At 71.8% G+C, this 24,587-nt stretch carries 21 protein-coding genes and 1 pseudogene; 9 read left to right on the top strand and 13 right to left on the bottom strand.

Translation table 11 applies throughout. From position 1 onward, the window contains the following. Window positions 1–110: 110 nt before the first annotated feature. The 5 genes from MQV74_RS25690 to MQV74_RS25670 all read right to left on the bottom strand — a co-directional run bounded on the left by MQV74_RS25690 (window position 111) and on the right by MQV74_RS25670 (window position 7,406). Complete coding sequence (locus MQV74_RS25690) at window positions 111–1,619, bottom strand: integrin alpha (protein WP_242721641.1); 1,509 nt, start codon at window positions 1,617–1,619, stop codon at window positions 111–113. Window positions 1,620–2,244: 625 nt separating this feature from the next. Continuing rightward, window positions 2,245–3,522 (bottom strand): hypothetical protein, encoded by a 1,278-nt coding sequence (locus tag MQV74_RS25685; RefSeq protein WP_242721638.1) that lies wholly within the window; start codon window positions 3,520–3,522, stop codon window positions 2,245–2,247. Between the two features lie 190 nt (window positions 3,523–3,712). Further along, entirely contained in the window at window positions 3,713–4,648 is a 936-nt protein-coding gene (locus tag MQV74_RS25680) for an N-acetylneuraminate synthase family protein (RefSeq protein WP_138961464.1), read from the bottom strand. 14 nt (window positions 4,649–4,662) lie between these two features. After that, the gene (locus MQV74_RS25675; RefSeq protein WP_242721635.1) at window positions 4,663–5,958 is read right to left on the bottom strand and encodes an acylneuraminate cytidylyltransferase; all 1,296 of its coding nucleotides are present in this window, start codon (window positions 5,956–5,958) and stop codon (window positions 4,663–4,665) included. Window positions 5,959–6,056: 98 nt separating this feature from the next. Then, window positions 6,057–7,406: a DUF6716 putative glycosyltransferase gene (locus tag MQV74_RS25670; RefSeq protein ID WP_242721632.1), complete on the bottom strand. Its 1,350-nt coding sequence runs from the start codon at window positions 7,404–7,406 to the stop codon at window positions 6,057–6,059. A 198-nt stretch (window positions 7,407–7,604) separates the two neighbouring features. Between MQV74_RS25670 and MQV74_RS25665 the strand changes: the two genes are divergently transcribed. Together MQV74_RS25665 and MQV74_RS25660 are read left to right on the top strand one after the other, a co-directional pair. Beyond that, entirely contained in the window at window positions 7,605–8,585 is a 981-nt protein-coding gene (locus tag MQV74_RS25665; protein ID WP_242721629.1) for a glycosyltransferase family 2 protein, read from the top strand. 56 nt (window positions 8,586–8,641) lie between these two features. Beyond that, window positions 8,642–10,024, top strand: coding sequence for an alpha-2,8-polysialyltransferase family protein (locus MQV74_RS25660; protein ID WP_242729134.1), 1,383 nt, complete (start codon window positions 8,642–8,644; stop codon window positions 10,022–10,024). Between the two features lie 228 nt (window positions 10,025–10,252). On the opposite strand, the gene MQV74_RS25655 is transcribed toward MQV74_RS25660, so the two are convergent. Beyond that, a complete protein-coding gene (locus MQV74_RS25655) occupies window positions 10,253–10,921 on the bottom strand; it encodes a TetR/AcrR family transcriptional regulator C-terminal domain-containing protein (protein WP_374120792.1) in 669 nt (222 codons plus the stop codon). Window positions 10,922–10,949: 28 nt separating this feature from the next. Between MQV74_RS25655 and MQV74_RS25650 the strand changes: the two genes are divergently transcribed. The 3 genes from MQV74_RS25650 to MQV74_RS25640 all read left to right on the top strand — a co-directional run bounded on the left by MQV74_RS25650 (window position 10,950) and on the right by MQV74_RS25640 (window position 13,962). After that, a complete protein-coding gene (locus tag MQV74_RS25650; protein WP_242721624.1) occupies window positions 10,950–12,425 on the top strand; it encodes an FAD-dependent monooxygenase in 1,476 nt (491 codons plus the stop codon). Next, window positions 12,422–12,919 (top strand): MarR family winged helix-turn-helix transcriptional regulator, encoded by a 498-nt coding sequence (locus tag MQV74_RS25645; protein WP_242721621.1) that lies wholly within the window; start codon window positions 12,422–12,424, stop codon window positions 12,917–12,919. The genes MQV74_RS25650 and MQV74_RS25645 overlap by 4 nt, the downstream gene beginning before the upstream one ends. A gap of 104 nt (window positions 12,920–13,023) precedes the next feature. Further along, window positions 13,024–13,962 (top strand): L,D-transpeptidase family protein, encoded by a 939-nt coding sequence (locus tag MQV74_RS25640; RefSeq protein ID WP_242721619.1) that lies wholly within the window; start codon window positions 13,024–13,026, stop codon window positions 13,960–13,962. A gap of 397 nt (window positions 13,963–14,359) precedes the next feature. Here MQV74_RS25640 and MQV74_RS25635 read toward each other — a convergent pair whose 3' ends face one another. After that, complete coding sequence (locus MQV74_RS25635; RefSeq protein WP_242721616.1) at window positions 14,360–15,502, bottom strand: hypothetical protein; 1,143 nt, start codon at window positions 15,500–15,502, stop codon at window positions 14,360–14,362. Beyond that, window positions 15,502–16,173, bottom strand: a complete 672-nt coding sequence (locus MQV74_RS25630) for an RNA polymerase sigma factor (protein WP_242729133.1) — start codon at window positions 16,171–16,173, stop codon at window positions 15,502–15,504. The genes MQV74_RS25635 and MQV74_RS25630 overlap by 1 nt, the downstream gene beginning before the upstream one ends. 592 nt (window positions 16,174–16,765) lie before the next feature. Between MQV74_RS25630 and MQV74_RS25625 the strand changes: the two are divergent. Then, window positions 16,766–16,885: pseudogene (locus MQV74_RS25625) on the top strand (Lsr2 family DNA-binding protein); the annotation flags it as partial. Between the two features lie 530 nt (window positions 16,886–17,415). Here the strand turns inward: MQV74_RS25625 and MQV74_RS25620 are convergent. The 3 genes from MQV74_RS25620 to MQV74_RS25610 all read right to left on the bottom strand — a co-directional run bounded on the left by MQV74_RS25620 (window position 17,416) and on the right by MQV74_RS25610 (window position 19,250). Continuing rightward, entirely contained in the window at window positions 17,416–18,084 is a 669-nt protein-coding gene (locus MQV74_RS25620; protein ID WP_242721612.1) for a class I SAM-dependent DNA methyltransferase, read from the bottom strand. 72 nt (window positions 18,085–18,156) lie between these two features. After that, window positions 18,157–18,651, bottom strand: a complete 495-nt coding sequence (locus tag MQV74_RS25615) for a hypothetical protein (protein ID WP_242721609.1) — start codon at window positions 18,649–18,651, stop codon at window positions 18,157–18,159. A 362-nt stretch (window positions 18,652–19,013) separates the two neighbouring features. Continuing rightward, window positions 19,014–19,250: a hypothetical protein gene (locus MQV74_RS25610; protein ID WP_242721606.1), complete on the bottom strand. Its 237-nt coding sequence runs from the start codon at window positions 19,248–19,250 to the stop codon at window positions 19,014–19,016. On the opposite strand from MQV74_RS25610, the gene MQV74_RS25605 reads away from it, so the two are divergent. Both MQV74_RS25605 and MQV74_RS25600 read left to right on the top strand, forming a co-directional pair. After that, complete coding sequence (locus MQV74_RS25605; RefSeq protein ID WP_278194218.1) at window positions 19,145–20,662, top strand: helix-turn-helix domain-containing protein; 1,518 nt, start codon at window positions 19,145–19,147, stop codon at window positions 20,660–20,662. The two genes, MQV74_RS25610 and MQV74_RS25605, sit on opposite strands and share 106 nt — an antisense overlap. A gap of 14 nt (window positions 20,663–20,676) precedes the next feature. Next, the gene (locus MQV74_RS25600) at window positions 20,677–21,045 is read left to right on the top strand and encodes a hypothetical protein (protein ID WP_242721602.1); all 369 of its coding nucleotides are present in this window, start codon (window positions 20,677–20,679) and stop codon (window positions 21,043–21,045) included. Between the two features lie 272 nt (window positions 21,046–21,317). Here the strand turns inward: MQV74_RS25600 and MQV74_RS25595 are convergent, their stop codons facing one another. Then, the gene (locus MQV74_RS25595; RefSeq protein WP_242721599.1) at window positions 21,318–21,740 is read right to left on the bottom strand and encodes a hypothetical protein; all 423 of its coding nucleotides are present in this window, start codon (window positions 21,738–21,740) and stop codon (window positions 21,318–21,320) included. A 247-nt stretch (window positions 21,741–21,987) separates the two neighbouring features. After that, window positions 21,988–22,878 (bottom strand): hypothetical protein, encoded by an 891-nt coding sequence (locus tag MQV74_RS25590; protein WP_242721596.1) that lies wholly within the window; start codon window positions 22,876–22,878, stop codon window positions 21,988–21,990. A gap of 241 nt (window positions 22,879–23,119) precedes the next feature. On the opposite strand from MQV74_RS25590, the gene MQV74_RS25585 reads away from it, so the two are divergent. Continuing rightward, a complete protein-coding gene (locus tag MQV74_RS25585; protein ID WP_242721593.1) occupies window positions 23,120–24,559 on the top strand; it encodes an FG-GAP and VCBS repeat-containing protein in 1,440 nt (479 codons plus the stop codon). The last annotated feature ends 28 nt before the right edge of the window (window positions 24,560–24,587 follow it).

Genomic DNA, 24,587 nt, shown 5'->3' with positions numbered 1-24,587 from the left:
TTCGCGCCCTCCGTGCTGCCCTGCTCTTCACGATTCCCCCTGCGTCGAAAGCGCTTGCGTCATGGGCTGAAGGCGGCGCACCCCCCGGGGCCCGCGCCGCCCGGCGCCGCCTAGCGGATGTCCGTGCCGAACGCCTTGCCTTCGTCCGGGACGCCGCCCGCCCCCGGCTTCACCGTGCGCACCGACCCCGTGCCGCCGTCGATGTGCTTCCAGGACGTCGCGTACACCAGGCCCTTACGGTCGCCCGACGTCTTGCTGTAGGGCACGCCCACATACAGGTCCCTGTACGTGCCCCACAGGCCGAGGCCCGTGAAGTCGCGCGCCTCGGCCGTGCCCGGCAGGCCGTGCCCCCGGGTGAGGACCTTGCCCCCCGCCCCGGACGGACCGAGCGGGGACAGGACGTGCACGGCACCGGCGTTCTCCACGGCCCCCACCTCCTGGTTGGGGACGCTGACGGCGAGCCTGATCGTCGCGGCGGTGGCGGTCGCACCCGGCTCGGTGTTGGCCAGGGCGACCTGCTGGCCGAAGAAGTCCGCCGCCGCGGGGCGCTCGTTGCCCCCCGAGGCCAGCCGGTCGACGAAGTCGACCTCGGAGATGGCACCGGACGGCTTGATGCGGATGACGGTGACGGCACCCGCGTCCGCGACCGTGCCCACGTTCTCGTTGGGCGCGCCGACGGCCAGCAGCGCGTCCGTCTCGGAGTCCGCCCCCGACGGCCGGTAGGGGATCATGGACAGCGCGGTGCCGAAGCGATCGTCCTTGGCTGCCGCGCCCGTCACCAAGGCCGGATGGTCCTCGTCCACCCCGTCGAGCGAGGTCGGCCGCCCGTCGTCGATGGTGTGGTTGAACAGCGTCACCGCTCCGGCGAACGACTCGTCACCGATCGCCTCGCCGGGCGCACCCGCGGCGATGAAGCGGCTCGTGGCCGCGAGGGACTGCCCGAACCGGTCGTTGGCCTCCGCCACGCCGGGCACGTCGGGGTCGTCCTGGTTCACCGTGGTCTTGGTGGTGCCCTGGACGTAGTGGATGCATCCGGCGTCCGAGATCCTGCCGATGGCTTCGCCCGGAACGCCGATGGCGAGGTACGGCTTGCCGCCCGTCTTGACGCCCGCCGCCAGCGCGTAGCCGAAGAGATCTCCGGCCTCGGTCGCGGTGTCTCCGTCGAGTCCCGCTTGCGTGTAGCTCTGGATCTTTGAGCCCTCGCCGATGCCGGAGGGCCGTCCGTGGATGACGTACACGGCCCCGGCGTCCGCTTGGGGCCCGTCGGCGGTCTTGACGTCCTCGTACGGTGCGCCGACCACCAAGTCGTCGCACCCGTCCTTGTCGGCGTCGTACACCGCGAGCGACGACCCGAACTTGTCGCCCGTCTCCGGGTCCGCGGTCATGCCGCTCAGCTTCTGGGAGATCTCGGAGACTCCCTTGTCGCCTCCGAGGACGACACGGACGAGCCCCGCTCCGGCCTTCCCCGCCACGGTGGCCTCGGGGTCGGCGACCGCCATGTCGCGGACGCCGTCGCCGTTGAAGTCCGATCCCGCCCCCTCGGTGCACGTGGCGGCGGCCGCGGGCGACGCCCCTGCGGTGAACGACGTCGTGGCAGCCACCACGAGCGCCGCTGCCACTCCCCATCCGGTCACCCGCGCGCCGCCGCGCGCGCCTCGACTCAACTCCACAACCCCACCCCAGAGTTACAGAACACCGTCACAGAATGTTCACAGGGGAGCGAGTAAACGCTCGGCGCATCCAGCGGTCAATGTGACCCAGGACACATTGGATCGCACGGCGATGTGCACCTGTTACTGAACGTGTCCGAACTCGGCGGATCCTGGCCACCGCATCCATCCCTGTGAGGCGCGTCCACGGGGCTCTCCGGTGGGCAGTTTCGTCAACAGAATGGCGATTGATTTCCATGAGCAAGCGCTGAAGGGGCATGCCGCACGGTCGGCAAGGAGGGCGAAACTCGGCCACACCAACACGGAGGGGGCCCATCCGTATCACACAGCGCAGCGGGAAATTTTGCCAAGCGTCCCGGCATCCACACCCGCCCCACCCCCATCCGGCTTGGGACACAACGGCCGTATAGGAACAGACACGAAGTGACCGGATGTGGGGTGGAGCGGGGTGGCCGCGGGGCGCGTCTGGGGACGGTGGCGCGGTTGCAGGTTCAGGATGCGCCAGGGTGATCAACGGGCTGTCAACAGGCGTTGAACAGGGGGCGGGCTTCGCCCCGGCAGGGGCCCGGCCGGGTCAGGCCGGGGCCGGGGTCTGGCGGGTGGGCTGGGTGGGGAGGGCCGGGGCCGGGTCGGGGTGCTGGAGGGCGGCCAGGCGGTGGACGTCGCGGGCGGTGCCCGTGACGCCGGAGAGGAAGCCCTGGGCCCGGGGGGACGCCTTGTCGGTCAGCCACGCGGGGTCGATGTCCATGACCGCGACCTTGACCTCCGTGCCCGCCAGGGCGAGGGGAAGGGTGTGGACGACCGTGGAGGGGAAGCTGAGGATGACGCGGCCGATGGGGCCCCGGCGGGCGATGAGTTCCAGAGGGAGGTCGGGGCGGATCACCTGGAGGCCCGTCTCCACGGCCAGGCGGTGCAGCTTCTCGGCGCTCTCGCGGCGGTGCGCGAAGTAGCGGGCCGCCCCGTGCGTACGGGCGAGCGCGCCCACCGCCTCCAGATAGCGGTCGAGGTCCACCACGCCGGTCTCCACCAGGGACGTGCCGACCAGGTCCGCGCCCTTGGTGATGCGCGGCGGGCCGAAGCGGGCCCGCGTCCACGCGAAGGAGTTCACCGTGACGTGGACGCCCTCGGGCGCCGCGTCGATGGGCATGGAGGAGAAGACCTCCACGCGGCGGCTGCCCTTGGGGTGCGGCGTGAGGCGGCGGCGGGCCGAGGAGGAGACGGGCAGGAAGACCATGTCCCTGGGGCCCGGCCTGCCGCCCCTGCGGTGCCAGCGCACCAGGCGTTCGCCGTTGGCCAGCTGGGAGATGAACTCCATGGTGGCCGTGCCGTCGTCCACCACGACGAGGTCCTGCGCCCGGGTGATGGTGAGCAGGAGCTGGACGTAGCGCGAGAAGGGGTCGCCGATCACTATCCGGGCGGCCCTGCGCAGCGGGCCCGCGAGACCGCCGATCGTGTGGAACGGCGCGGTCGTGCCGCCGCGCGCCTCCTCCCAGCGCACCGTGTGCCCCTCCGCGCGGGCCAGCTCGGCCATGCGGCGCAGCTGGCCCCGGGTCATGGGGTCGGTGGGGGCGAGCACCACCAGGGTCAGATCGCCCGGGGCGGGCTCGGAGCCGGCCGCCGTGGACAGGGCGCGCTCGGCGTCAGCCGCGGTGGATGCCGCGGCCTCGGCGTCAGCCGCGGTGGATGCCGCGGCCTCGGCGTCCGCCGCTGTGGGCAGCGCGGCCTCGGCTGTCGTGGGCGGTGCGGCCAGGTGCGCCCACTCCAGCACGTTGAGCAGCTGCACCGGCGACTCCACGAACGCCAGCGTGCCGTGCGGTGCCCTCGCGGCGCGCCGTGCGCTCCGTGCTGACATGGGTCGGTCCTCCCGTACGGGATGGGGCGGGTCGGTCCGGGCCCCGGCCCTCCCGTGCGGGAGGGCCGGTGGGGTGGTGCACAGGCCACCCGGGAACGCGTGGCGCGGGAGCGGCGCCGGTGCGCTCCCGGGGGGCGCCGGGGGCCGGCGGACGGGGCGCGCCCGTCCGTCGGCGTGCGGCGGTCGGGCCTCAGACCGCCACGGGCTCGCGGTCCGCGGCCTCGGCGACGACGCCCGCCACGCGGCGGAGCTTCTTCATCGGGCCGAGCTCGGACTCGTAGACCTTCTTGACGCCGTCACCGAGGGAGGCCTCGATGGTGCGGATGTCGCGGACGAGGCGCGTGAGGCCCTGCGGCTCCACGGACGCGGCCTGGTCGGAGCCCCACATGGCGCGGTCCAGGGTGATGTGGCGCTCGACGAAGGTGGCGCCGAGGGCGACGGCCGCCAGCGTCGTCTGCAGGCCCGTCTCGTGGCCGGAGTAGCCGATCGGGACGTTCGGGTACTCGGCCTGGAGCGTGTTGATGACGCGCAGGTTGAGCTCCTCGGCCTTCGCCGGGTACGTCGACGTGGCGTGGCAGAGCAGGATGTTGTCGGAGCCGAGGACCTCGACCGCGTGCCGGATCTGCTTCGGGGTCGACATGCCCGTGGAGAGGATGATCGTGCGGCCCGTGGCGCGCAGGGCGCGGAGCAGCTCGTCGTCCGTCAGGGAGGCGGAGGCGACCTTGTGCGCGGGAACGTCGAACTTCTCCAGGAAGGCGACGGCCTCGGTGTCCCACGGGGACGCGAACCAGTCGATGCCGCGCTTGGCGCAGTGCTCGGTGATGGCCTGGTACTCGGACTCGCCGAACTCCACGCGGTGGCGGTAGTCGATGTACGTCATCCGGCCCCAGGGGGTGTCGCGCTCGATGTCCCACTGGTCGCGCGGCGTGCAGATCTCCGGCGTGCGCTTCTGGAACTTCACCGCGTCGCAGCCCGCGTCGGCGGCCACGTCGATGAGCGCGAGGGCGTTCTCCAGGTCGCCGTTGTGGTTGATGCCGATCTCACCGGTGATGTAGACGGGGTGACCGGGGCCCGCGGTCTTCGAACCGAGGGTGCGCAGGCGGTTGGCGGAGGCCGTAGTGCTCATGGCAGGAACTTTCCTTAACTGTTGAGGGAGGGGCCGAGGATCCAGGCGGCGATCTCTCGGATCGCGCCGTCACCGCCGGGGACGGAGGTGACCGCGCGTGCGGCGCCGCGTACGACGTCGTGGGCGCTCGCGACCGCCACGGGCCAGCCGACAAGGCCGAAGCACGGGAGGTCATTGACGTCGTTACCGACGTAGAGCACGCGCTCGGGAGCGATGCCCTGCTCCTCGCACCACTGCTTCAGTGCGAGGTCCTTGCGGTCGATGCCGTGCAGCACGGGGAGCTTCAGCTTCCGTGCGCGCGCGGCGACGACCGGGTTCTGTTCCGTGGACAGGATCAGCATCCTCAGGCCCGACCTGCGCAGGGCCGCGATGCCGAGGCCGTCACCGCGGTGCACGGTGACGAACTCCCGTCCGTCGGAATCGATCAGCACCCGGTCGTCCGTCTGGGTGCCGTCGAAGTCGAGTACGACCGCGTCGACGTCGTCGCGGGTCGGAAGGGCCGCCTCGTCGCCCGAGCGCACCGCGTCGAAGAGCGGGGCGAGGGCGCGGGCGCGGGCCAGGTCGTGCGGGTCGTCGATCTCCAGGACGCGCGCGGGGTCGGTCCTGACGAGCTCGGTGCGGCCGAAGAAGCGGTGCTTGTGCGCGCGGAAGCCGGTCGCGTCCATGCCGTAGGCGGCGCCGGTCTCCAGGAGGTCCTGGGGGCGGTCCTGGCGGCGGGGGCGGAAGGACTTGTCGTGGTTGACGCCGTAGCCGCCGGAGGTGACGGTGTCGGTGACGACCTTGGTCGAGCCGCCCTCCTCGGCGGTGCGCTCGCTCTCGATGGCGGGCGGCTCGTCGCCCGCGTCGCGCCAGACGAAGCCGTGGAAGGGCGCCACGGTGTGGGCCGTGTCGGCGCCGCCCTCGACGATCGCCTCGACGATGCCGTCGACGTCCTCACGGGTGATGAAGGGGCTGGTGCACTGCACGAGCAGGACCACGTCCACCGGTACGCCGTGCAGCGCCTCGTGCGCGTCCATGGCGTGCAGGACGGCGGCCTCGCTGGTCGCGGTGTCGCCCGCGATGGCGGCGGGGCGCAGGACCACCTCGGCGCCCGCGGCGCGCGCGGTCTCGGCGATGACCGGGTCGTCGGTGGACACGACGACGTGGGTGACCAGGCGGGACGCGATGCACGCGCGGACCGCGCGGGCCACCAGCGGAACGCCGCCGACCGGTGCGAGGTTCTTCGCCGGCACCCCCTTGGAGCCGCCCCGCGCGGGGATGACGGCGAGGACGCGGCGTGCCGCTGCGCCCTCCGCGTTGGCCTTGGACATGGAGGCTCCTTCAGTGGTGCCAGGTGCGTCAGGGATGCCTGGTGGGGGGTACTGGCCTTGCTGCGGGACCACGGCCCGGCGCTCCGGGCGCGGCCCGGTCACAGCTCGCCCATCCGCCGGATCACCGGCGCGACACGCTGCACTCCGTGCCGGTAGGCGCCGCGCGCCGCGCTGCGGACGGCCTGCCGTACGGGGCCCGGCTCGCGGTCGGCGGTGGGGGCGCCGGGCAGCGGCGCGCCGTCGGGGCCGAGATGGTGGCGGGCGAGGATGCCGGGCAGATAGCCGGGGGCGGTGACCTGCGTGTAGTACGGCTCAAGTGGCGGCAGGCCGCCCTCGGCCGCGCGGCCGACGAGCTCCGCGACCCGCTTGCGGGCCTCGTCGAAGGCCGTGTCGTACGTGCCGTCGGCGGCGACGCCCTGGCGCGCGACCCAGGCCGGGTCGGGCTCGGGGACGTGGCCGCTGTCGAGCTGGTCCCAGGAGGCGAGGCAGCCCGAGCCGATGAAGTGGTGGTTGCCGTGCGCCTCGCGGATGCCGAAGTCGGTGAGGACGGCCGTCGGGACGCGCCGGTGCAGGGCTTCGAGCGCGGCCGTGGAGCTGACCGTGACGAGCAGGTCGGTGCGGTCGAGCACCTCGCCCATGTGCCCGTAGACGAGGCGGAAGTTGGGCGGCGCGTCCATGCCCTTGACGAGCTTCTGGTACGGCAGTTCCTCGATGTGCGTGGTGTGCTCGCCGGGCTTGCTGCGCAGCTTGAGCAGGACCTCGCGCTCGGGGTGCAGCCGCGCGTGCCGGACGAGGCGGTCGAGCAGGTACGTGCGCTCGGCGCGCTTCTCCGGTACGGAGGGCTGGGCGGCGAAGACGACCGTGTAGGGGTCGCGGGGCGCGTACGGCTCGCCGCCGAGGAAGGGCAGGGCGGCCTCCGTGACGCTGTCGGCGTCGGCGCCCACGCCCTCGTACACCGCGCGGAAACGCTCCGCGTCCTGGCGGGAGTTGGCGAGGACGACGTCCGCGCCGTGGCGGAGCAGCAGGCCGTCGGCGAGCTTCTCGTAGACGACGCCGACGTAGCCGGTGACGACGACGGGCCGCCGCCGGGCGCCCGCCCAGTCGCGGGCGAGGCCGTGCAGCACGGCCTGGACGCCGCCGCCGACCAGGGCGAGCACGAGGACGTCGTACTCCGCGGCCCGGCCCCGCATCTCGCTCAGGAACTCGATCGCGGTGACCTCGCGCAGGCTGTCCGCCCGCACGCCGACCTCTTTGAGCTGGCGGGGCGTCGGCGTGGCCCGGCCGCGCAGCAGGTATCCGTCGACGTGAACGTCCCGGGAGGTGGCGTGGGGGGCGGCCTGGGCGCCGGTGGGTCCGACGAGGCGCCGCGCGGTGAGCGCGCCCCACTTCCACCGGGTGTCGGAGTCCGCGAGCACGGCGACCCGCGTCGTCTTGTTGCTTACTGGCACAGCGAAGACGCTAGGAAGGCATTCCGATTGGCGGCCCAACTCAGGTGCAACAAACGGTTAACAGCGTGCCGACGAATGGCGAAGCAGCATGGCAAAGGTGTGACGGGAAGCCCGGTTAACCATTCCGCCACGCTTCGTTCACCTGACATCCCACCGCGGGTCAAGACGAATGCCGGGCCGACACCTAACGTCTCGCACGTGGTTAAGCTCTCCGTCATCGTGCCGTTCTACAACGTGCAGCAATACGCGCCCGACACCTTGAAGTCTTTGCGTGCGAACGCGCGTGACGACTTCGAATTCATTCTCGTCGACGACTGCTCGACGGACGAGACGCCGGACATCCTGGAGCGGGCCGCGCGCGAGCTCCCCGGTGCCGTGCGCCTCAGACACGAGCAGAACGGAGGCCTGGCCACCGCCCGCAACACGGGTCTGGACGCGGCCCGCGGCGAGTATCTGACGTTCCTCGACGGCGACGACTGGCTCGCGCCCGGGTACTTCGGGCAACTGGTCGCCTCCATCGAGGAGTTGGGGTGTGACTTCGTCCGCACCGACCATGTGCAGTGCACGGCGCGCGCCCGCAGCGTGCACCGCGTCCCGTACGGCAGGCGCGGGGTGGTGATGAGCCCGCGCGACGTCATACTGCCCGCGGACCGCTCCACGTCCGTGGACTACGCGTTCGCCTGGGCGGGCGTCTACCACCGCCGCCTCCTGGACCGCGGTCTGCTGCACTTCACCCACGGTCTGCGCACCGCGGAGGACCGGCCGTGGATCTGGCGGCTGCACCGCGAGGCGGAAACGTTCGCGGCGGTCAGCCTCTTGGGGGTCTTTTACCGGCGCGGCGTTTCCTCGTCGCTCACGCAGATCGGCGATGTGCGCCAGCTCGATTTCATCAAGGCCTTCGACCAGGTGGTGCGGGAGACGGCCGAGGACCGCGACGCGGACAAGTTGCTCCCGAAGGCCGTCCGTACATATTGCGCGATCATCTCCCATCACTTGGGATCAATCGAAAGGTTCGAGCCGGCGGTGGCGCGAAAGCTGAAGACGCTGAGCGCGGCCGCGCTCAAGCGGATGCCGCAGGGCGTCCTCGACGAGGCGCTCGACTCCATGGACCTGCAGCGGGCCACCCGGCTCCGCCGCCTCCGCCGCCGTCCGGTCGGCGCCGGGGAGGTGGCCGCGTGAGCGCCGCCGGACTGCCGGGTGCCCGGTCCGCGGTGCGCGAGCCGCACACCGCGGCCATGGTCGCCGCGACGCCCGACCACCGCCGCGGCACCACGCAGATCTTCCTGGCGTCCACGCTGTACGGCATCGCCACGCTGGCCGCCGCCCTGGACACGGACCGCTTCGGCCCGGCCGACCGGCGCGTCCTGCTGATCGCCAACAACGCGGCGACGCCCGAGACCACGCCGTCCGTCGCCACGATGCCCGGCTTCGAGAAGCTGCGGACCCGCTTCGACGACGTGGTGTCCTGGAACGAGACCATCTCCCCCTTCCACCCGGGCGGCTGGTCCCCGCGCGGCGACGACCTGCCGCTGTGGGAGCGGTACGTGCGCCTGGCCTGGGGCCTCGGCGACGACCGGGTCGAGCTGGCCGTCGAGTCGATCCAGGTCAACCCGGCGCTCGCGGTCGCGCGCATCTTCGAGGGCGCGCCCGTCGACGTCTACGCCGACGGCCTGATGAGCTACGGCCCGACCCGCAGCAAGCTCGACCCGCTGGTCGGCACCCGGGTGCGGCGGCTGCTCCACCTCGACCTGGTGCCGGGCCTGAAGCCCCTGCTGCTCACGGAGTTCGGCGTGGAGCAGGAGCTCGTCCCGACCGAGACCTTCGTGAAGGTCCTCGCCGAGCTCGCCGACGACGAGTCCCACACGGGCGTCATCGACGCGCTCCCCCAGATCAGCGAACCGGCGCTGCTGCTCGGCCAGTACCTGTCCGCGCTCGGCATCCTCACCGCGGAGGAAGAGGAGGAGCTGCACGGCGCCATGCTGCGCGGCGCCGCCGGACTCGGCCACACCCGCGTGGTGTTCAAGCCCCACCCGACGGCTCCGGCGCGCTGGTCGCGGCAGCTGGAGAAGGAGGCCGAGCGGATCGGCGTCGAGCTGACGGTCCTGGACACGCCGGTGCTCGCGGAGGTCCTCTACCAGCGGATGCGGCCCGCGCTCGTCGTCGGCTGCTTCTCGACGGCGCTGCTCACGGCGTCCGCGTTCTACGACCTGCCGGTGGCCCGCGTCGGCACGGAGCTGCTCCTGGAGCGCCTGAAGCCGTACGAGAACAGCAACCGCGTCCCGGTCACCCTCGTCGACGCCCTGCTGCCGGACCTGGCCGACCGGGACGCCGTCGCCCATCAGGACGCGCGCCCCGACCTGCGCGCGCTGACCGGTCTGGTGCGCGCGGTGGGCTTCGCCATGCAGCCCAAGATCTACCCGAGCCTGCGTCCGGCCGCCGAGGCGTATCTGGCGGCGCACCTGAACGACCGCACCTGGCGGTACTTCAAGAAGCGCCGCCTGACGGCGCTCGCGCTGCCCGGGGGGATTCCGGTGCAGCTGGCGTTCATTCCTCGCAACGCGGCGGTACGGAAGGTTGCGCGGCGGGCGCGGTCCCTGAAGCGGGCTGCCCTGGGCTGAGCCCAGGGCTGGCCCGGGTGAGCCCCGGGCAGGCCCCGGCCGGGTGTGCCGGGTGCGGGGCGTGTGCCCCGCACCCCCGTTCCCTTTCCCGCCGTTTCCCCTCGCGTTCCCGCATCGCGCTGGCGCGCTCGTCCTCAAACGCCGGACGGGCTTGATGGGTCGCGTCGGCCCGCCTGTTTCTTGGCGCCGGACGGGCTTGGTGGGGCCGGCGCGCGGGCCGGGCGTCGGTCACACCCCCGGGGCGCCGCGCAGGGTCGTGCCGATTCCCGTTACCACCGCCGCGAGGCCCGTCTCGAAGCCGTCCTCGTAGTGGCGGAACATCTCCTCGCCCGCGGCCGCGGCCAGGGGGTAGTCCTTCAGGCGCTCGGCGCGGGCGGCCAGGTCGTAGCCGTCCTCACCCGCCATCGGGCCCGGGGCCGTGGCCTGCTCCTCGATGACGGAGCCGATCGTGTAGCTGTACGCGGTCAGCCAGGCGCGGGCCGCGGCGCCCGGGGTGAAGCCCGCGCGGGTCAGGCGGTGCAGCTGGGCCTCCATCGGCGCGGCGTACGAGATGTCGGTGAAGTGCGTACCGCTGTAGACCTTCGCGCCGTCGCGGTAGCGCAGGAGGTGGCGGCGCAGCGCGCGCATGGCCCCGGTGAGGGCGGCGGCCCAGTCCCCGTCGGCCGGGTCGGGGCCGTCCGCCAGGTCCGCCGTCATGCGGCGCAGCATCTCCGTCGCCATCTCGTCCAGCAGGGCTTGCTTGTCCTTGAAGTGCCAGTACAGGGCGGGGGCCTTGACGTCGAGGCGCTGGGCGATCGCGCGCAGGGTCAGCCCGTCGAGGCCGGTCTCGTTCAGGAGGTCGAGGGCGACGCGCGCCACGCGGGCGCGGTCCAGTCGTGTCGTAGCCACCTTGACAATTTAACACCGTTAAGCGCATGCTCCGGGCATGGCACTTAACAACGTTAAGGAAGCGGCCGCAGGCCTCGTGGAAACGGACGTCCTCATCGTGGGCGCGGGCCCCACCGGCCTCGCCCTGGCCGTGGACCTGGCCCGGCGCGGCGTGCCCGCGCTCGTCGTCGACCGCGCCCCGCGGCTGTTCCCCGGCTCGCGCGGCAAGGGGATCCAGCCGCGCACCCTTGAGGTCCTCGACGACCTCGGCGTGATCGGCGCCGTCCTGGAGGCGGGCGGCCCGGCCCCGGTGGGCATGCGGTGGAACCGGGGCAGGCGGCAGGGCGAGTACCGCATGTTCGACGAGCCCAGGGCCACGGAGGCCGCGCCCTACACCGGACCGTGGCTGCTGCCGCAGTGGCGCACGCAGGAGATCCTGTACGCGCGCCTGACCGAGCTCGGCGGCGCGGTGGCCTTCGGCGCGGAGGTGACCGGGCTCGACCAGGACGCGGCCGGGGTCACCGCGCGCCTCGCGGACGGCTCCGCGGTCCGGGCCGCCTACGCCGTCGCGGCCGACGGGGGCCGCTCCGCGGTGCGCCACGCGCTCGGCATCGGCATGACGGGCGAGACCGTCGACCCCAAGCCGATCCTCGTCGCCGACGTCCGCGTCCGCGAGGCCGCGCTCGACCGCGACAACTGGCACGTCTTCCCGTCCTCGCCCGGCGCGGGCTTCACCGCGCTCTGCCCGCTGCCGGGCACGCCCGACTTCCAGCTCACCGCCCAGTTCGCCGAGGGCGGGGCGCCCGACACCTCGCCCGAGGGGGTGCGCGCGGCCGTGGCCGCGCGCACGCACCTGGCGGCCGAGGACGTCACCGAGGTGCGCTGGGCCTCCGACTTCCGGCCGCGCGCGGCGCTCGCGGACCGCTTCCGGGCGGGGCGGGTGTTCCTGGCGGGCGACGCGGCCCACGTGCACTCGCCCGCGGGCGGCCAGGGCCTCAACACGAGCGTGCAGGACGCCTACAACCTGGGCTGGAAGCTCGGCCTCGTCCTGCGGCACGGGGCCCCGGACACGCTGCTCGACACGTACGAGCAGGAGCGGCTGCCCAATGCCGCGCGGATGCTGGACCTGTCCACCCGCATCCACCGCGGCCAGGCCCGCAGGGGCGCGGCCACGCGCCAGCTCGGCCTGGAGTACCGGGACTCGCCCCTGTCCCTGGACAGCCGGACCCCGCTGCCGGAAGGTGGTCTCCGCGCGGGCGACCGCGCCCCGGACGGCCGCCTCGGCACGGGACGCGTCTTCGACGCCTTCCGCGGCCCGCACTTCACCCTGCTCGCGGTGGGCGCGGAGGCCGAACTCCCTTCCGTCAACGGCGACTTGGTGCGCACCCACCGAACGGAATCCCTGGACGGCTACGGCGAGGGCCTCTTCCTCGTCCGCCCGGACGGCTACGTGGCCTGGGCGGGCCGCAGCGGAAAAGATCTCCAGAGCCAGTTGACCTCAAGCAAACTTGAGGTCCTAATTTCTTGGTCATGACGAACGACACGAACGCCACGAAGCCCGTTTTCACCCCCTCCCACAGCGACGCCGAGCTGGTCAACCAGCCCATCGGCTACTGGAGTTCCGCCGCGGGCCAGGCCGTCGTGCACCACATCCGCACGATGCTCGCCGAGGAGGGCCTCACCCAGCCGCAGTGGTGGGTCCTCAACCAGGTCCCGGTGGACGGCCCCCGCGACCGCGCGGAGGTCGTCGGGGTCCTGCGCGGCTACCTGGAGTTCGGCGAGGGCGGCATCGAGCACAACATCGACGCCCTGCTCCGCCGGAAGCTGCTCACCGAGGAGACCGAGGGCGGGGTGCGCGGACTGGCCCGCACGGAGGCCGGCCACGCCCTGCAGCAGCGCGTCGCCGCGCGCCAGTCGGAGACCCGGCAGCAGATCCACGAGGGCATCGACGACACCGAGTACGTACGGGCGCTCAAGGTCCTGCAGCGGATGATCCGCAACGTCAACGGCTCGGCCTGGCACCACTGAGCCCCCAACAGGCCCTCGTCGAGGCGTGGTTCACAATCCTTCGCGGGTGGGAAACACTGCGGAGGGTCGGCCATCGCAGTGACACGAGGTGACGTGGGGGATCCATGAGCAGGGTCGCGAAAGCCAGGGGCCGCGCGGCGGCGGGTGCCGTCGTCGCGCTGACCCTGGCCTGCGGATGCACGGCGCAGGCCGTCGGCACGGCGGGGCGGGACGGCGGGGACGACGCCAAGGCGGCACCGCCGAAGCGCACGGCTCCCCACGCTCCCGACCCCACACCCACGCGCTCCCCCACGCCGAAGATCAAGTCCCCCGTCTCGCGGGCCGAGCTGCCCCCGTCCAAGCTGCCGAAGCCCACGCCACCGCCGTCGTGGACCCCGCCCCCGCCGAAGACGACGCCGCCGCCCCCGCCGGGCCCGGTGATCATGGCCCAGGGCAAGCGGGGCGAGCGGGTGCGCGAGCTCCAGGCCCGGCTGCGACAGCTCAGCTGGTTCCACCAGTACCCGACGGGTCTGTACGGCCCGGCGACGGCCGCCGCGGTCAAGGGCTTCCAGGGCAAGCGGGGCCTCGCCCCGACCGGCGCCACGGACACCCGCACCTGGGCGCGGCTCCTGCGCATGACGGACGAGCCGACGCGCTATGCGCTCTACCCGGACGGCGGCATGCCGCCCGCCGAGCCCGACCGGCGCTGTCTGACCGGGCGCGTGCTGTGCATCAGCAAGGAGAGCCGCACGCTGACGTGGATGGTCGACGGCAAGGCCCTGTCGACGATGGACGTCCGCTTCGGTTCGGAGTACACCCCGACGCGCGAGGGCGTCTTCACGGTCTTCTGGAAGTCCCGCCACCACGTCTCGACCCTGTACGACACGCCGATGCCGTACGCCATGTTCTTCAGCGGCGGCCAGGCCGTGCACTACTCGTCCGACTTCGCGGCGCGCGGGTACGCCGGGGCGTCGCACGGGTGCGTGAACGTCCGCGACGAGGGGCGGATCGCCGACCTCTTCAAGAAGGTCGAGGACGGGGACCGGGTGGTCATCTACCGGTAGCCGGTGGCCCGTGGTCGCCGACCGGCGATCCGGCCGAGGGGGCGAGTGAGGGCGCGGGCGGAATCGGGGGAACGAATTCCGCCCGCGCCAATGGCACGGAGCCGTAGGTACGGGGGGAACCCCGGCTCGTGCACGGGCCGATGACCAGTCGGCTCACTCTCTACTGCGCCGCGGGGCCGGAAAGTGTCACAGGGGCCGGGTGCGGCCTGCGTCACACCGTGGCGGTGGGCCCGGCAGCATCGGCGCTCCGTCTGCCGCGAGCGGCACCATCCGGCCCGTCCGGCGTTCGAGGACGAGCGCGCCGGCGCGACGAAGGGCGCGGGCGGGGTCCCAGGGGCGGCAGCCCGTGGTTCGGGAAGGGGCGGGACCGGGGGACGCCGCGTCGGCGCCCGTCGGCTCAGAAGACCGGGGCCGCCGTGTACGACGGCTTGGGGCGCGGGAAGTGCGGCAGGGTGACGGGCGGAACCTGGCTGCCGCCCCCGGGGCGGCCCCCGTGGTGGCCTCCACCGGGCAGATGCCCACCACCGTGGTCGTCGTCCTCGTCGTCCCCGTCACCGCCGTGACCGTTGCCGCCGCCGTTCCCGTGGCCGTTGCCGCCGCCGTTCCCGCCGCCGGGCTCGTCGTCGTCCTGGTCCTTGCCCTTGCCGTCCAGGACCCGCTCGCAGAACGCGCGCACGCGCTCCGCGCCGCGGGCGGCCTCCTCCAGGCGGCGGCGCTTGTCCGTGGCGAGGCCGCCGCTGCGGTAGTCGCGGCAGGCGGAGACCACGTGCTTGTACCACTTGCGGCCGTTGCGCTTGCCGTCCTCGCCCGGGTCGACGGCGTCCGTGCCGGGCGAGCCCGTGGCGCCCCCGTCGCGGCCGTCGCCCGGGGCGGCGGAGCGCTCGGGGCCCTCCGACGTCGCCGAGGGGTCCGGCTCGGCGGACGTGTCGTCGCCGAGGGGGGAGTCCTCCTCGTCGGGCAGCTCGTCGGGCGGCGCGGCGGCGTCGGTCGAGGGGCTGCGCAGCGGCCGGTCGGGCGTCTGCACCGGGGACGCGCTGGTGGCGGGCGCCCGGTCGGCCCGGTGGAACGGCGAGGGGATCACGCCGGTGCCCGCCGCGACCGCGACCCCACCGGCCATGCAGGCCGCGAGCGCCGCCGCGACGCCGAGCCGCAGGGGGCGACCCCAGCGCACGGGCCGGGGCGCGGCGGCCGGGCTGCCGATCCGCACGGGCGCGTCGACCGGGCCGGGGGCGCCACCGGCCACGCCGGACACGCCGCCCGAGGCCGGGCCCGTACCGACCGCACCAGCGGCCCCCGCCGTGTCGGACGCGAACGTCTGTCCGTTCCGCGCTGCCCGGAAGGCGGCCAACGCGCCGCACTCACCGGGGAGTTCGCCGTCCTCGCCGGTCTTCGCCGGTTTGCCGGCGGACAGTGCGGAGAGGGTCTGGGCGAGCCGCTCGGCCCGTTCGCGGTCGTGATCGCCGATGCCGTCGAGCCGCTCGCCGCGCAGCAAACGCTCCGCCGCGACACGGTCCAGCCACTTGTCCTGCTCGTCGGCCATCACATGTCCTTCTGCGTCCGCGTACGCGAATGCGTCACACAGGGGGACGGGGGCACCGCGCGTCCGTGCGGGTCCGGCTGCGGGGGTACGGCACCGAGTCCGCGCGCCCGCGCGGCGTCGTCGGCGCCCATCAGTTCGGCGAGCCGCTTGAGCCCTCGGTGGGCCGCGGTACGCACCGCTCCGGGGCGTTTGCCGAGCGTCTCGGCCGCGCTCTTCGCGTCCAGGCCGACGACGACCCGGAGCACGACGGCCTCCGCCTGGTCCTGCGGGAGCTGGGCTATCAGCGCGAGCGCCGCGTCGGTGCCGAGGGACTCCATGGCCTCGCCCGCGGTGTCCGCGTCGGCGGGCTTTCCGGTCAGCTCGGTCTCGTCGCCGCCGATCGCGGGGCGGCGCCCGCGCATGCGGATGTGGTCCAGGGCGCGGTTGCGGGCGATGCGCGCCGCCCAGCCGCGGAACCGGTCCGCGTCGCCGCTGAACCGGTCGAGGTCGCGGGCGATCTGCAGCCACGCCTCGGACGCCACGTCCTCGGCGTCGAGATCACCGACGAGCGTCCGTACGTAGCCGAGCAGCCGCGGGTGCACGGCGCGGTACACCGTCCGGAACGCGGTCTCGTCCCCGGCCTGCGCCGCGAGCACGGCGGCGGTCAGCTCGGCGTCGTCCTCCCCCTGCACTGCGGGCCCCTCTGCGCCTGGCCAGGCGCGGCTCTCACGGGTCTCATGGCGCGCCGTCCGCCGCTCGCGGTCCGCCTGGAAGCGGCCCACGATGATGGGTCGCGACACGGCGCGAAACTGCACGCTACGGCGTGAAAGCCGTGCACGTCCATGTTTGTACAACACGCAACTAGCGGGTGACTCGGTGAGGTGTGACAGAAAACGCACCCCCGGCGCAGTAGGGAGTACGGACCGCCACGCGGTTCGTGCCGTGTGACGGCCGGGGCCTCTCCTGTGGGGGGTGGCGGCCCCGGCCGTTCTCACGTCGTCCACTCCCCTGGTCTGCGGTGATCCTGACTGTCGACCGCTCGCGTGACCAACAACGTGTCCAACGCGTCCCGCGCCTCATGCGATCCTCCCCAGGCCAATGCGCTGAGCCGCCCCTGAAGCGAGCTCGCGGACGCCTTCGACGCGACGCTGACCGTAGTTCGCCATGGTGTAACTCGATCGCGCACTCGTCCCAGTGGATGAGATCCCACTTCATCCCCAGTGCCTCGCTCCGCCGCACACCAGCAGCACCAGGGGCGCGAAGGCGACCGCGGGCAAGACCAAGGGCGGCAACCGGAACACGGCGCAGGTCCGTGAGCGGGCGAAGGCGAACGGCTTCGAGGTCAACGACCGCGGTCGTGTCCCGGCGAACATCCGTGAGGCCTACGAGAAGGCCAACGGCTGACGTCGAGCAGCTGCTCGACGACGACATGAGGCCCATTCCCCAGACACCGGGGGCGGGCCTCCATGCGTTGAAGCATGGAGCTGGTGCTGCCTGTGGCGGCCCTGACCAGGAGGGATGTCAAGAGATCCGACCGATTCGCCAGGGCTCCGCAACTATTCGCCAGGGTTCGCCAGGGCTCACCAGATGGTGTGCCACCTGACGAGGGTGCTTTGTATAGGGGCACCAGCCTTCAGGAGGACAGGTGCCCAATCGCAGCGAAGATCAGCAGAGCACGCCCCCACAGATCGAACTGCGCTTCGGGGGCGTGCACGTGACCGTGAGGCGGATCCCGGCATGGTTGGTCTCGCTGGCAGCTAGCTCCGCCGCTGCGGGATTCACGTGGTGGGTGGGCCGGTGATGGGTTTGCATTTTGAGCGGCCGGCGAAGAGGCCGGAGCCGCTCAACATCGCCAACCCCTTCTTGGCACTGCTCCAACCAATCGACGAAACGCCCCGACCCGTATGGGCAGGGGCGTTCTGCTTTGCTTCGGCTCAGCTCACCGCAGCACGACCGATCAAAGTCCCGATGTGATCAGGTTCGGGGGCGTCGAGAACGCGTACCTCCGCGTGATCGAACCCCGCCCTCCGGAGCAGGCTTTCCCACTTCCCGGGGGTGTAGCTGTAGCGGTAGGTGAACAGGGCCTTCCCCGCGAACCCGCCCTTGTACATGCCTTGTGGTCCGTACGCGCCGGGAATGGCGGGAGGCTGCGAGAACGCGAAGACTCCGCCAGGAGTGAGGCGCTGCGCCACCAAGGGGAAGAGCTTCATGGGGTCGGCGAACCAGGCGGCCCCGAAGATCGAATAGACCGCCTCGTACGTCTCCGAGGTCTCACGCAGATGCCCCAGCACTTCCGCGCAGACGAACCGCGCGCCGAGCGAGCCCCACCGACGGGTGACGTTGTCCACCATGACGGGCGAAAGATCCACTCCTGTGACCTTGACGCCCTGGTCCGCGAGGAACGCAGCAGCCCGTCCCGTACCGCATCCGATCTCAAGGGCGGTCGTTGGCTGCCCCAGCACTTCCGGCCCCGGCCCGTGCCCCTGGTACTGCGTCCAGCAGAAGACCGGGGGCGAGTCGTTGACGGAGCCCTGCACGCTCTTGCTGTTGGCGTACTGGTCCCAGAGTTCACGTTCGTTGTCGATGTTGTGCCGTGCAGCCAACAGAGTTTCCTTTGCACCGAGTTGATGTTGTTCCCTGCCCCGTTGCGTGAGGGCAGGGGACTTTAGCGGTGTTCAGTGGCTGTCGGGCACCTTGTCATCGCACGGCGAACAATCCGCGCCGTCCACGGCCCACAGCTCGTCATCCACGGCGAACCCGTTCTCTCGGATGACGTCGGCAGTGCGGCCCACAAGCCCGTCCCTGCGGCGTTCGATGAGCGGTGCGTGGTGCTTGCCGCCGTTGTAGACGTCGCACAGCGCAAAGTGCACGGGCGTGTCGAGGATGAGCTGATGGACGCCGATGTCGACGGTCTTGCCCACGCCGATGTGCACGTCCCGGCGTTCCATGGCCGTGAGGGTGTAGGCGACCGCTTGCCCGAGGATGCGTTCCGCCATGTCCCGCACCATGACGTTGTCACGCATCAGGAGCTTGATTTCACGCTCCCAGATGGTGACGCCTACCGAACCGGGGCTCTCCAGCACGTTGTACGTGTAGTCCCTGATGTGCGGGCGTACCGCGTTGAGGGCGATCCGCGGGTCGCGGGTCCTCGTTCGGACTGCTGTACTCATCGTGCGTTCTCCTGTTGTCGTTGGAGTGGTGCACTGGACTTGCTGGCCCGCTCCCCGCTGGGGGGAGCCGCGCTATCAGCGGGGAGCGGGGGTCTACGAGGGCTGAACCCCTTTGCAGTACGGGCAGCCGTGCAACCCGCACCATCCGCACTTCGGGTCGCTCGCCGCTGTCTTCTCCGCCACGCCTTGAGGCACCATCGTGTGTCCGGTCCTACCCGTGTCGATCATTCAGCCGCCCGCCCCGGGCAGCCTGCCCATGACTGCAAGGAGGACCAGGGACATGGCGCTTCCCCAGGTCACAAGCAAGAGAACGCCGCCCCAGAACACCCCATCGCGGCTGACCTTCCAGCCCCGTAACCGGCTCATCTCCCGCCCCTGATGGCCGCGAGGCCCCGCACGTTGCGGCTGTGCTTGACCAGGGCGGCGAGCTGGATCTTCTCCCTGTCGCTGGCAGGGCGGACAGCGACGGCCCGGGTCTCCCAGCGGAGCCCGGATGGTCGTTTCAAGGTCACTTTGGAGCCGTGCTGCTCCTGGACGACGCCGACCATCTGGCTGCCCTTGTCGAACACCGCCGTACCCGGATCCCACTCCGTTGCCATGTCCGCACCCTTTCGCCGGTTCACCACCACGCTTGCTTGCGGCAACCCCAAGGAAAGCGGAGGGAGTTCAAGCGCTCCACGGCACCAATGCGGCAGTCTTGAGGCAGCTCCGTGCACGTGAATGCCTCAGGTCTGGGGCAGAGGAAGGGGCCGTCATGGGACTGGCGGATCGGCGCAAGGCCTTGGGTTACAGTCAGGAGGACTTGGCCGAGCTACTCGGCGTGGACCGCACGACGGTCGGGCGCTGGGAAGGCGGGAAGATCAAGCCTCAGCCACCCCAGCGACGAGGCTTAGCCGCCGCCCTCGAAGTCAGCCTCACCGAGCTTGAAGCCCTCCTGACGCCACCCCGAGCCACGGGCCAGGAAGCCACCGAACCTCAGTCCAGTGACCACACAGGTGCGGGAGACCCCGACGAAATGATCCGCCGTGAGTTCCTCCGCATTCTCAGCGTCAGCGGGGTCCTGACTGCCCTGCCCCTCGATGAGGCAGAAGCCCTTGCCGACGGCGTCCGCCGGGGCGCACCAGCCGACTTCACACGGATGAACAACCACCTTTGGCAGGTCTACCAGTTGGCCCGGTCCAAGGGCGCCGTCTACCCCATCGTCCGCGACCAGCTCACCACCCTGAACGAAGCCCTGGCAGCGGGCGCCCAGGGCAACTCCCACCCGCTTCTGAACGCGGCGGCCGACCTCTTCCAACTGGCAGGCGAAGTCTCCTTCGACGCCAATCGGTACGCCGACGCAGCCGCCGCGTACTCACTGGCAGCGTCCGTCAGCAAGGACGCCAGGGCGTATGACCTGTGGGCCTGCGCCCTCGTTCGACATGCCTACGTGGACATGTCTGAGCATCACTACCAAGAGGCGGCTCAAGTCCTCAAGGCGGCTGAACGCGTCGCAGCTCGGGGTGACAGCGGCCTCGCTACCCGGTATTGGGTCGCATCGGTTCAGGCAGAAGCGCATGCTGGCATCGGCGACTTGGCAGCATGCGAACGAGCACTGGCCCAAGCCGAGAAGGTTCAAGACCTCACCGCAGGCTGCGCGAACGGCGGCTGGCTGCGGTTCGACGGCAACCGGCTTGGTGAGGAGCGCGGGGCCCGGTACGTCCAGCTCGGTCGCCTCGACCTGGCGGAGGCGGCACTCAAGCAGGCACTGGAACAGACCGCTCTGGCATCGGGGCACTCATACCGTCGAAGGGGCGCAGTCCTGACCGACCTTGCGGCCATCGGCGCCCAGCGAAGCGATCCCGAACAGCTCGTTGCCTACGGCCGGGAAGCTCTCGGCCTGGCCCGAGCCTCAGACTCCGGATACGTCGCCCGTAGACTCCAAGCCCTGTGCACGAAGTTCGGCCCCCTCAGCAGAGATCACCGTGTGGCGGAGTTGGGGTCGGAGATCGCCACGCTAAGCACGCTGTGACGAGAGGGGTTGGCATGTCGAACAGCGCAGGTGCACGACTGTTCCGGGAAGCGTGGATCGCAGGAGTTCAACAACACTTCCCTGGAGAGCCCAAAGCCGGGTACGTCACGCCCTGGGACGACACTCCCGAGTGGGAGCGCGAGGCCGCAGGCGCCGTGTACGAGCAGGTCCGTCAGTTCGTCGAGATCAGCGGCGGTCACGCGTCCAGGCTCTCCCGGGAGCAGAAGAGCCGGTTCGTGGCGACGTGCTGGACCACGCAGATGTTCAAGCACTTCGAGGACCCGAAGCCGGGGTATGTCGCTGACTGGCCCGACCTCCCGAAATGGCAGCAGGAGACCGACGCGGACATCTTCGAAGCCATCGAAAGCAGCTTGGGCGGCTAGGGCACACGCCCGTTGGCCACGTGACCAACGCATGACCAACAGCGGCCAGGAGCAGGCAGAAACCCCAGGACGGAGGCCGCACCGGACCCAAAGCACCAAGCCCCCGACCAGGCAGGGAAACACCTGGTCAGGGGCCTACTTCGGTACTACACCAGCCAGGGGTGGCGGCCCCGGCCGTTCTCGCGTCCGTGGGTGCCTCGCGCGGCTCACGTTCCCGGAGACAGCGCGTGTCTCCGTACCCGGCCGGACAGGGCCGGTGTCGCGCGACGGGGTCAGATCTCGTCCGGCAGACCGTTCATGATGAGCTTCGTGGTGGCCAAGGGCCCGCCGGCGGGCATGGGCTTGGTGGGGCCCAGGCACGACGTGTGCAGCCCGGGGTTGAAGTCGGAGAGTTTGCAGTGGATGTCTCCCCCGAAGTTCGTGGTGATCAGCCCCTCTATCTTCACCTTCTTGGTGGAGCGGTTTTCCACGATCATCATGGACTGCAGATGGGTACGGTCAGCGGTCACGAAGGCGCAGTTCGCGAAACTGATGAACTTCGACGCCTTGTGCTCCTTCCAGGAACAGCCGGAATGGAGCACGTCGGGAACAGGCCGCCAGGTGGTGCTGGGGGTGGCTGCGGCAGGACCTGCCGCGAGCAGGCCCGCGCTGACTGTCGCGGCGGCCACCATGAAGAATTTGGCGCTGTGACGCATGATGTTTCCCCTTTGGTTGACGGAATCGGTTGACCGGGGGGAATACGAAGGCGGGCGCGCCGGAAAAAGGACCGGAAGATTCCTGGTTCCACGAGCGGCGATATCACACGCATTCCCCCCGGATACCGCCCGGCCCGCACCGCGAAGAGCAAGATCGAACAGCTCTTGGCGCGGGTAAAACTACAACACCTCTGGAGAAACGGAAAAGGCCTCGCGCTGCCGGGAATCGCCGAGCGCGCGGTCGGCGTCAGACCTGGAAGAGGCCGGTGCCGTCGCCGAAGCCCTGGAGTTCGCTCGCGTCGATCGTCTGCGCGGCGGGCGGGGCCTTCGCCCCGACCGGCTCGTCGTAGTCGGAGATCCGCATGGTCATGCGGTCGCCGCCGCTCTCCTCCAGCTCCATCGCGACCAGGTACGGCTTGCCCCGCGCCGCGACGTAGACGGTGGTGTCCGTGCCGTCCTGACGCTCCACGAGGGGTATGACCCGGCGGCCGTAGCGCCACGTCGCGTCCTGGGCGCGGATCGTGGTGGTGCCGCCCACGCCGTCGAGGTGGCCGAGCACCTCGTCCAGGTCGCACTGCGCCGACGGCATCACGCGTCGGCCCGAACTCCCGTCGCCCGTGGGGAACTTCACGTACTTCCCGCGCAGCAGCCCGATGCGCCGCTCCATCTGCGCGGCGACCGCGGGGCCGCGCTGCCGGGCCAGCGAGCCGAGGGCGTCGAGCGAGGAGTCCTGGAAGCGCACATACGTCGCGCGCCCCTCGATCATGATCAGGTCGCCGCGCATGATGCCCTCCTCGACCGTGCCGGTGCAGTTGCTCTCCCGGTCGACGTGCAGCGTCACCTCCTGGCGCCGCGCGGTGCCGGCCGCCACGGACCCCTTGGTCTGGGCGACGTTGATCCGCATCGAGTGCGTCGCCTTCATCAACTCCAGGGCCCGCAGGGTGAGCTGCTGGCCGCGCGCCTCGTCGCGGGGCAGTTCCTTCTCGAACGTGCCGCCGCTCAGCCGCACCGGCCCCCGCTCGCCGCCGCAGGCCGTCGTGGCCGACGCGAGCGAACCGGCCACGAGCGCGAGGGCCGCGGCCCGCTTCCACCGGCGGCGCGCGCCGCCCCGAGTACCGTGCCGCGCCCTGAGCCCCACAGTTCCCACCGTCTCCGCCCCGCTCTGCCCGCGCGCCCACGTGCCCACGCGCCCCTCGGCCTTCTCATACGTTTCTCATGAACCCTGCGCACACGAGCGCCCGGATGTCACACCACAGGCGTGCGGGATAGATCACGCGCCCTTTCCCGCCACCCCGTACAACCCTCTGCGCCGCCCATAAGTCTTACGAACTCGTTGATTCACCGGGAGTTCGCTTCAAGAGCTCAGGAGTTCTCAAGGGGTGGAGTACGTGACCCTCAAGCACAAGGCCTGGCTCGCCGTGGGCAGCGTCGTCCTCGGCGGCGCCGCCGTCAGCGGCACGGGAGCGGTGGCGCACGCGGCCACCGGCACCGCCACCGCCACCGCCACCGCCACCGCCACCGCGGCCGACGCCGCCGACCTGGTGGCGGGCATGCCCCGGGCGGGCGGTTCCACGGGCGCCCTGAGCGTCCTGCCGGGCGCGGCCGGCGGCCCCGACGCCACTGCGCGCAAGAACCTCACGCAGTCGAGCCCCGGCGTCCCCGGCCTGGACGAGCCGGGCGACGAGTGGGCCGCCGCCACCGCCCGGGGCGATCTGAACGGCGACGGCCACCCGGACCTCGTCATCGGCGCGCCCGGCGAGGACGACACCGCGGGCCACAAGGACCGGGGCGCGGTCACCATGCTGTACGGCCCGGACTACGCCTCGGGCACGGACATGCAGCTGTCGGAGGACTTCGCGTACGGCGGCGCGCGCTTCGGCTCGGCCGTGGCCGTCGGCGACTTCAACAAGGACGGCAGGGCGGACGTGTTCGCCGCGGCCACCGGGACGGGTGGCAGCTGGGCCGCGCGGTTCTCGGCGGACCAGGAGGCGGCGGGCACGATCACCTCCGCCGAGCGGGCGATCTCCTTCCCGGCCGCCGCGTCCGGCGACTTCAACCACGACGGGTACGCGGACGTGGCCCTCTCCTACCGGGACACGGCGGGCCGGGCCAAGGCCGTCTGGTTCCGGGGCACCCGCTCGGGCCTCAGCCGAGTCGGCAAGATCGCCACCCCCGGCGGCCGCTCGGTCGCGGCGGCCGACGTGAACGGCGACGGCTACGACGACCTGGTCATCGGCCAGCCGTACACCGCCGAGTCGGACGCGCACGCGGGCGGTCAGGTCACGGTCGTCAACGGCGGCTCCGGCGGCCTCACGAGCACGGGCGCGCGGACCGTCCACCAGGCCACGGCCGGGGTGCCCGGCGCGGCCGAGGCGGGCGACGCGATGGGCTGGTCGGTCGCGGCGGCCGACGTGGACGGCGACGGCTGCGCGGACGTGCTCACCGGCGCCCCGGGCGAGGACATCACGCGCGCGGGCAAGGCCCGTACGGACGCGGGCACGTCCCTGCTGCTCAAGGGCTCGCGCTCGGGCCTGACCGGCGCGGGTGCGCTCGCTGTCAGCCAGGACGAGCCGGACGTCCCGGGCGTCACGGAGACCGGCGACCGGCTCGGCTCCTCGGTCGCGCTCGCCGACTTCGACGGCAACGGTCACCCCGACCTGGCGATCGGGGCCGAGGGCGAGGACAAGGGCGACGGGACAGTGCTTCAGCTGGACACCGGGGCCGACGGCACTGTCGTGCGGACCAGTGGCGTCTACTACGCGCGGGCGCAGCTCGGTACCCCTGCGGGGGCGCGCCTTGGTCAGGTGTTGGCGCCGTAACGGGTGATGGCGTGGCCGGCTGCGAGTC

This window comes from Streptomyces sp. AN091965, assembly GCF_022698285.1.
In the GTDB taxonomy this organism is placed as follows: domain Bacteria; phylum Actinomycetota; class Actinomycetes; order Streptomycetales; family Streptomycetaceae; genus Streptomyces.
Note: the sequence above shows the minus strand (reverse complement) of the source record. Positions and strands in the feature narration are given on the sequence as shown.

Excerpts from the sequence above, each read along its gene's own strand:
- MQV74_RS25650 (WP_242721624.1), top strand. The coding sequence starts at position 10,950 with ATGGCACTTAACAACGTTAAGGAAGCGGCCGCAGGCCTCGTGGAAACG.
- MQV74_RS25595 (WP_242721599.1), bottom strand. The coding sequence starts at position 21,740 with ATGCGTCACAGCGCCAAATTCTTCATGGTGGCCGCCGCGACAGTCAGC.
- MQV74_RS25680 (WP_138961464.1), bottom strand. The coding sequence starts at position 4,648 with ATGAGCACTACGGCCTCCGCCAACCGCCTGCGCACCCTCGGTTCGAAG.
- MQV74_RS25635 (WP_242721616.1), bottom strand. The coding sequence starts at position 15,502 with ATGGCCGACGAGCAGGACAAGTGGCTGGACCGTGTCGCGGCGGAGCGT.
- MQV74_RS25675 (WP_242721635.1), bottom strand. The coding sequence starts at position 5,958 with ATGTCCAAGGCCAACGCGGAGGGCGCAGCGGCACGCCGCGTCCTCGCC.
- MQV74_RS25600 (WP_242721602.1), top strand. The coding sequence starts at position 20,677 with ATGTCGAACAGCGCAGGTGCACGACTGTTCCGGGAAGCGTGGATCGCA.
- MQV74_RS25640 (WP_242721619.1), top strand. The coding sequence starts at position 13,024 with ATGAGCAGGGTCGCGAAAGCCAGGGGCCGCGCGGCGGCGGGTGCCGTC.
- MQV74_RS25605 (WP_278194218.1), top strand. The coding sequence starts at position 19,145 with ATGGTCGTTTCAAGGTCACTTTGGAGCCGTGCTGCTCCTGGACGACGC.
- MQV74_RS25615 (WP_242721609.1), bottom strand. The coding sequence starts at position 18,651 with ATGAGTACAGCAGTCCGAACGAGGACCCGCGACCCGCGGATCGCCCTC.
- MQV74_RS25660 (WP_242729134.1), top strand. The coding sequence starts at position 8,642 with ATGGTCGCCGCGACGCCCGACCACCGCCGCGGCACCACGCAGATCTTC.
- MQV74_RS25610 (WP_242721606.1), bottom strand. The coding sequence starts at position 19,250 with ATGGCAACGGAGTGGGATCCGGGTACGGCGGTGTTCGACAAGGGCAGC.
- MQV74_RS25645 (WP_242721621.1), top strand. The coding sequence starts at position 12,422 with ATGACGAACGACACGAACGCCACGAAGCCCGTTTTCACCCCCTCCCAC.
- MQV74_RS25685 (WP_242721638.1), bottom strand. The coding sequence starts at position 3,522 with ATGTCAGCACGGAGCGCACGGCGCGCCGCGAGGGCACCGCACGGCACG.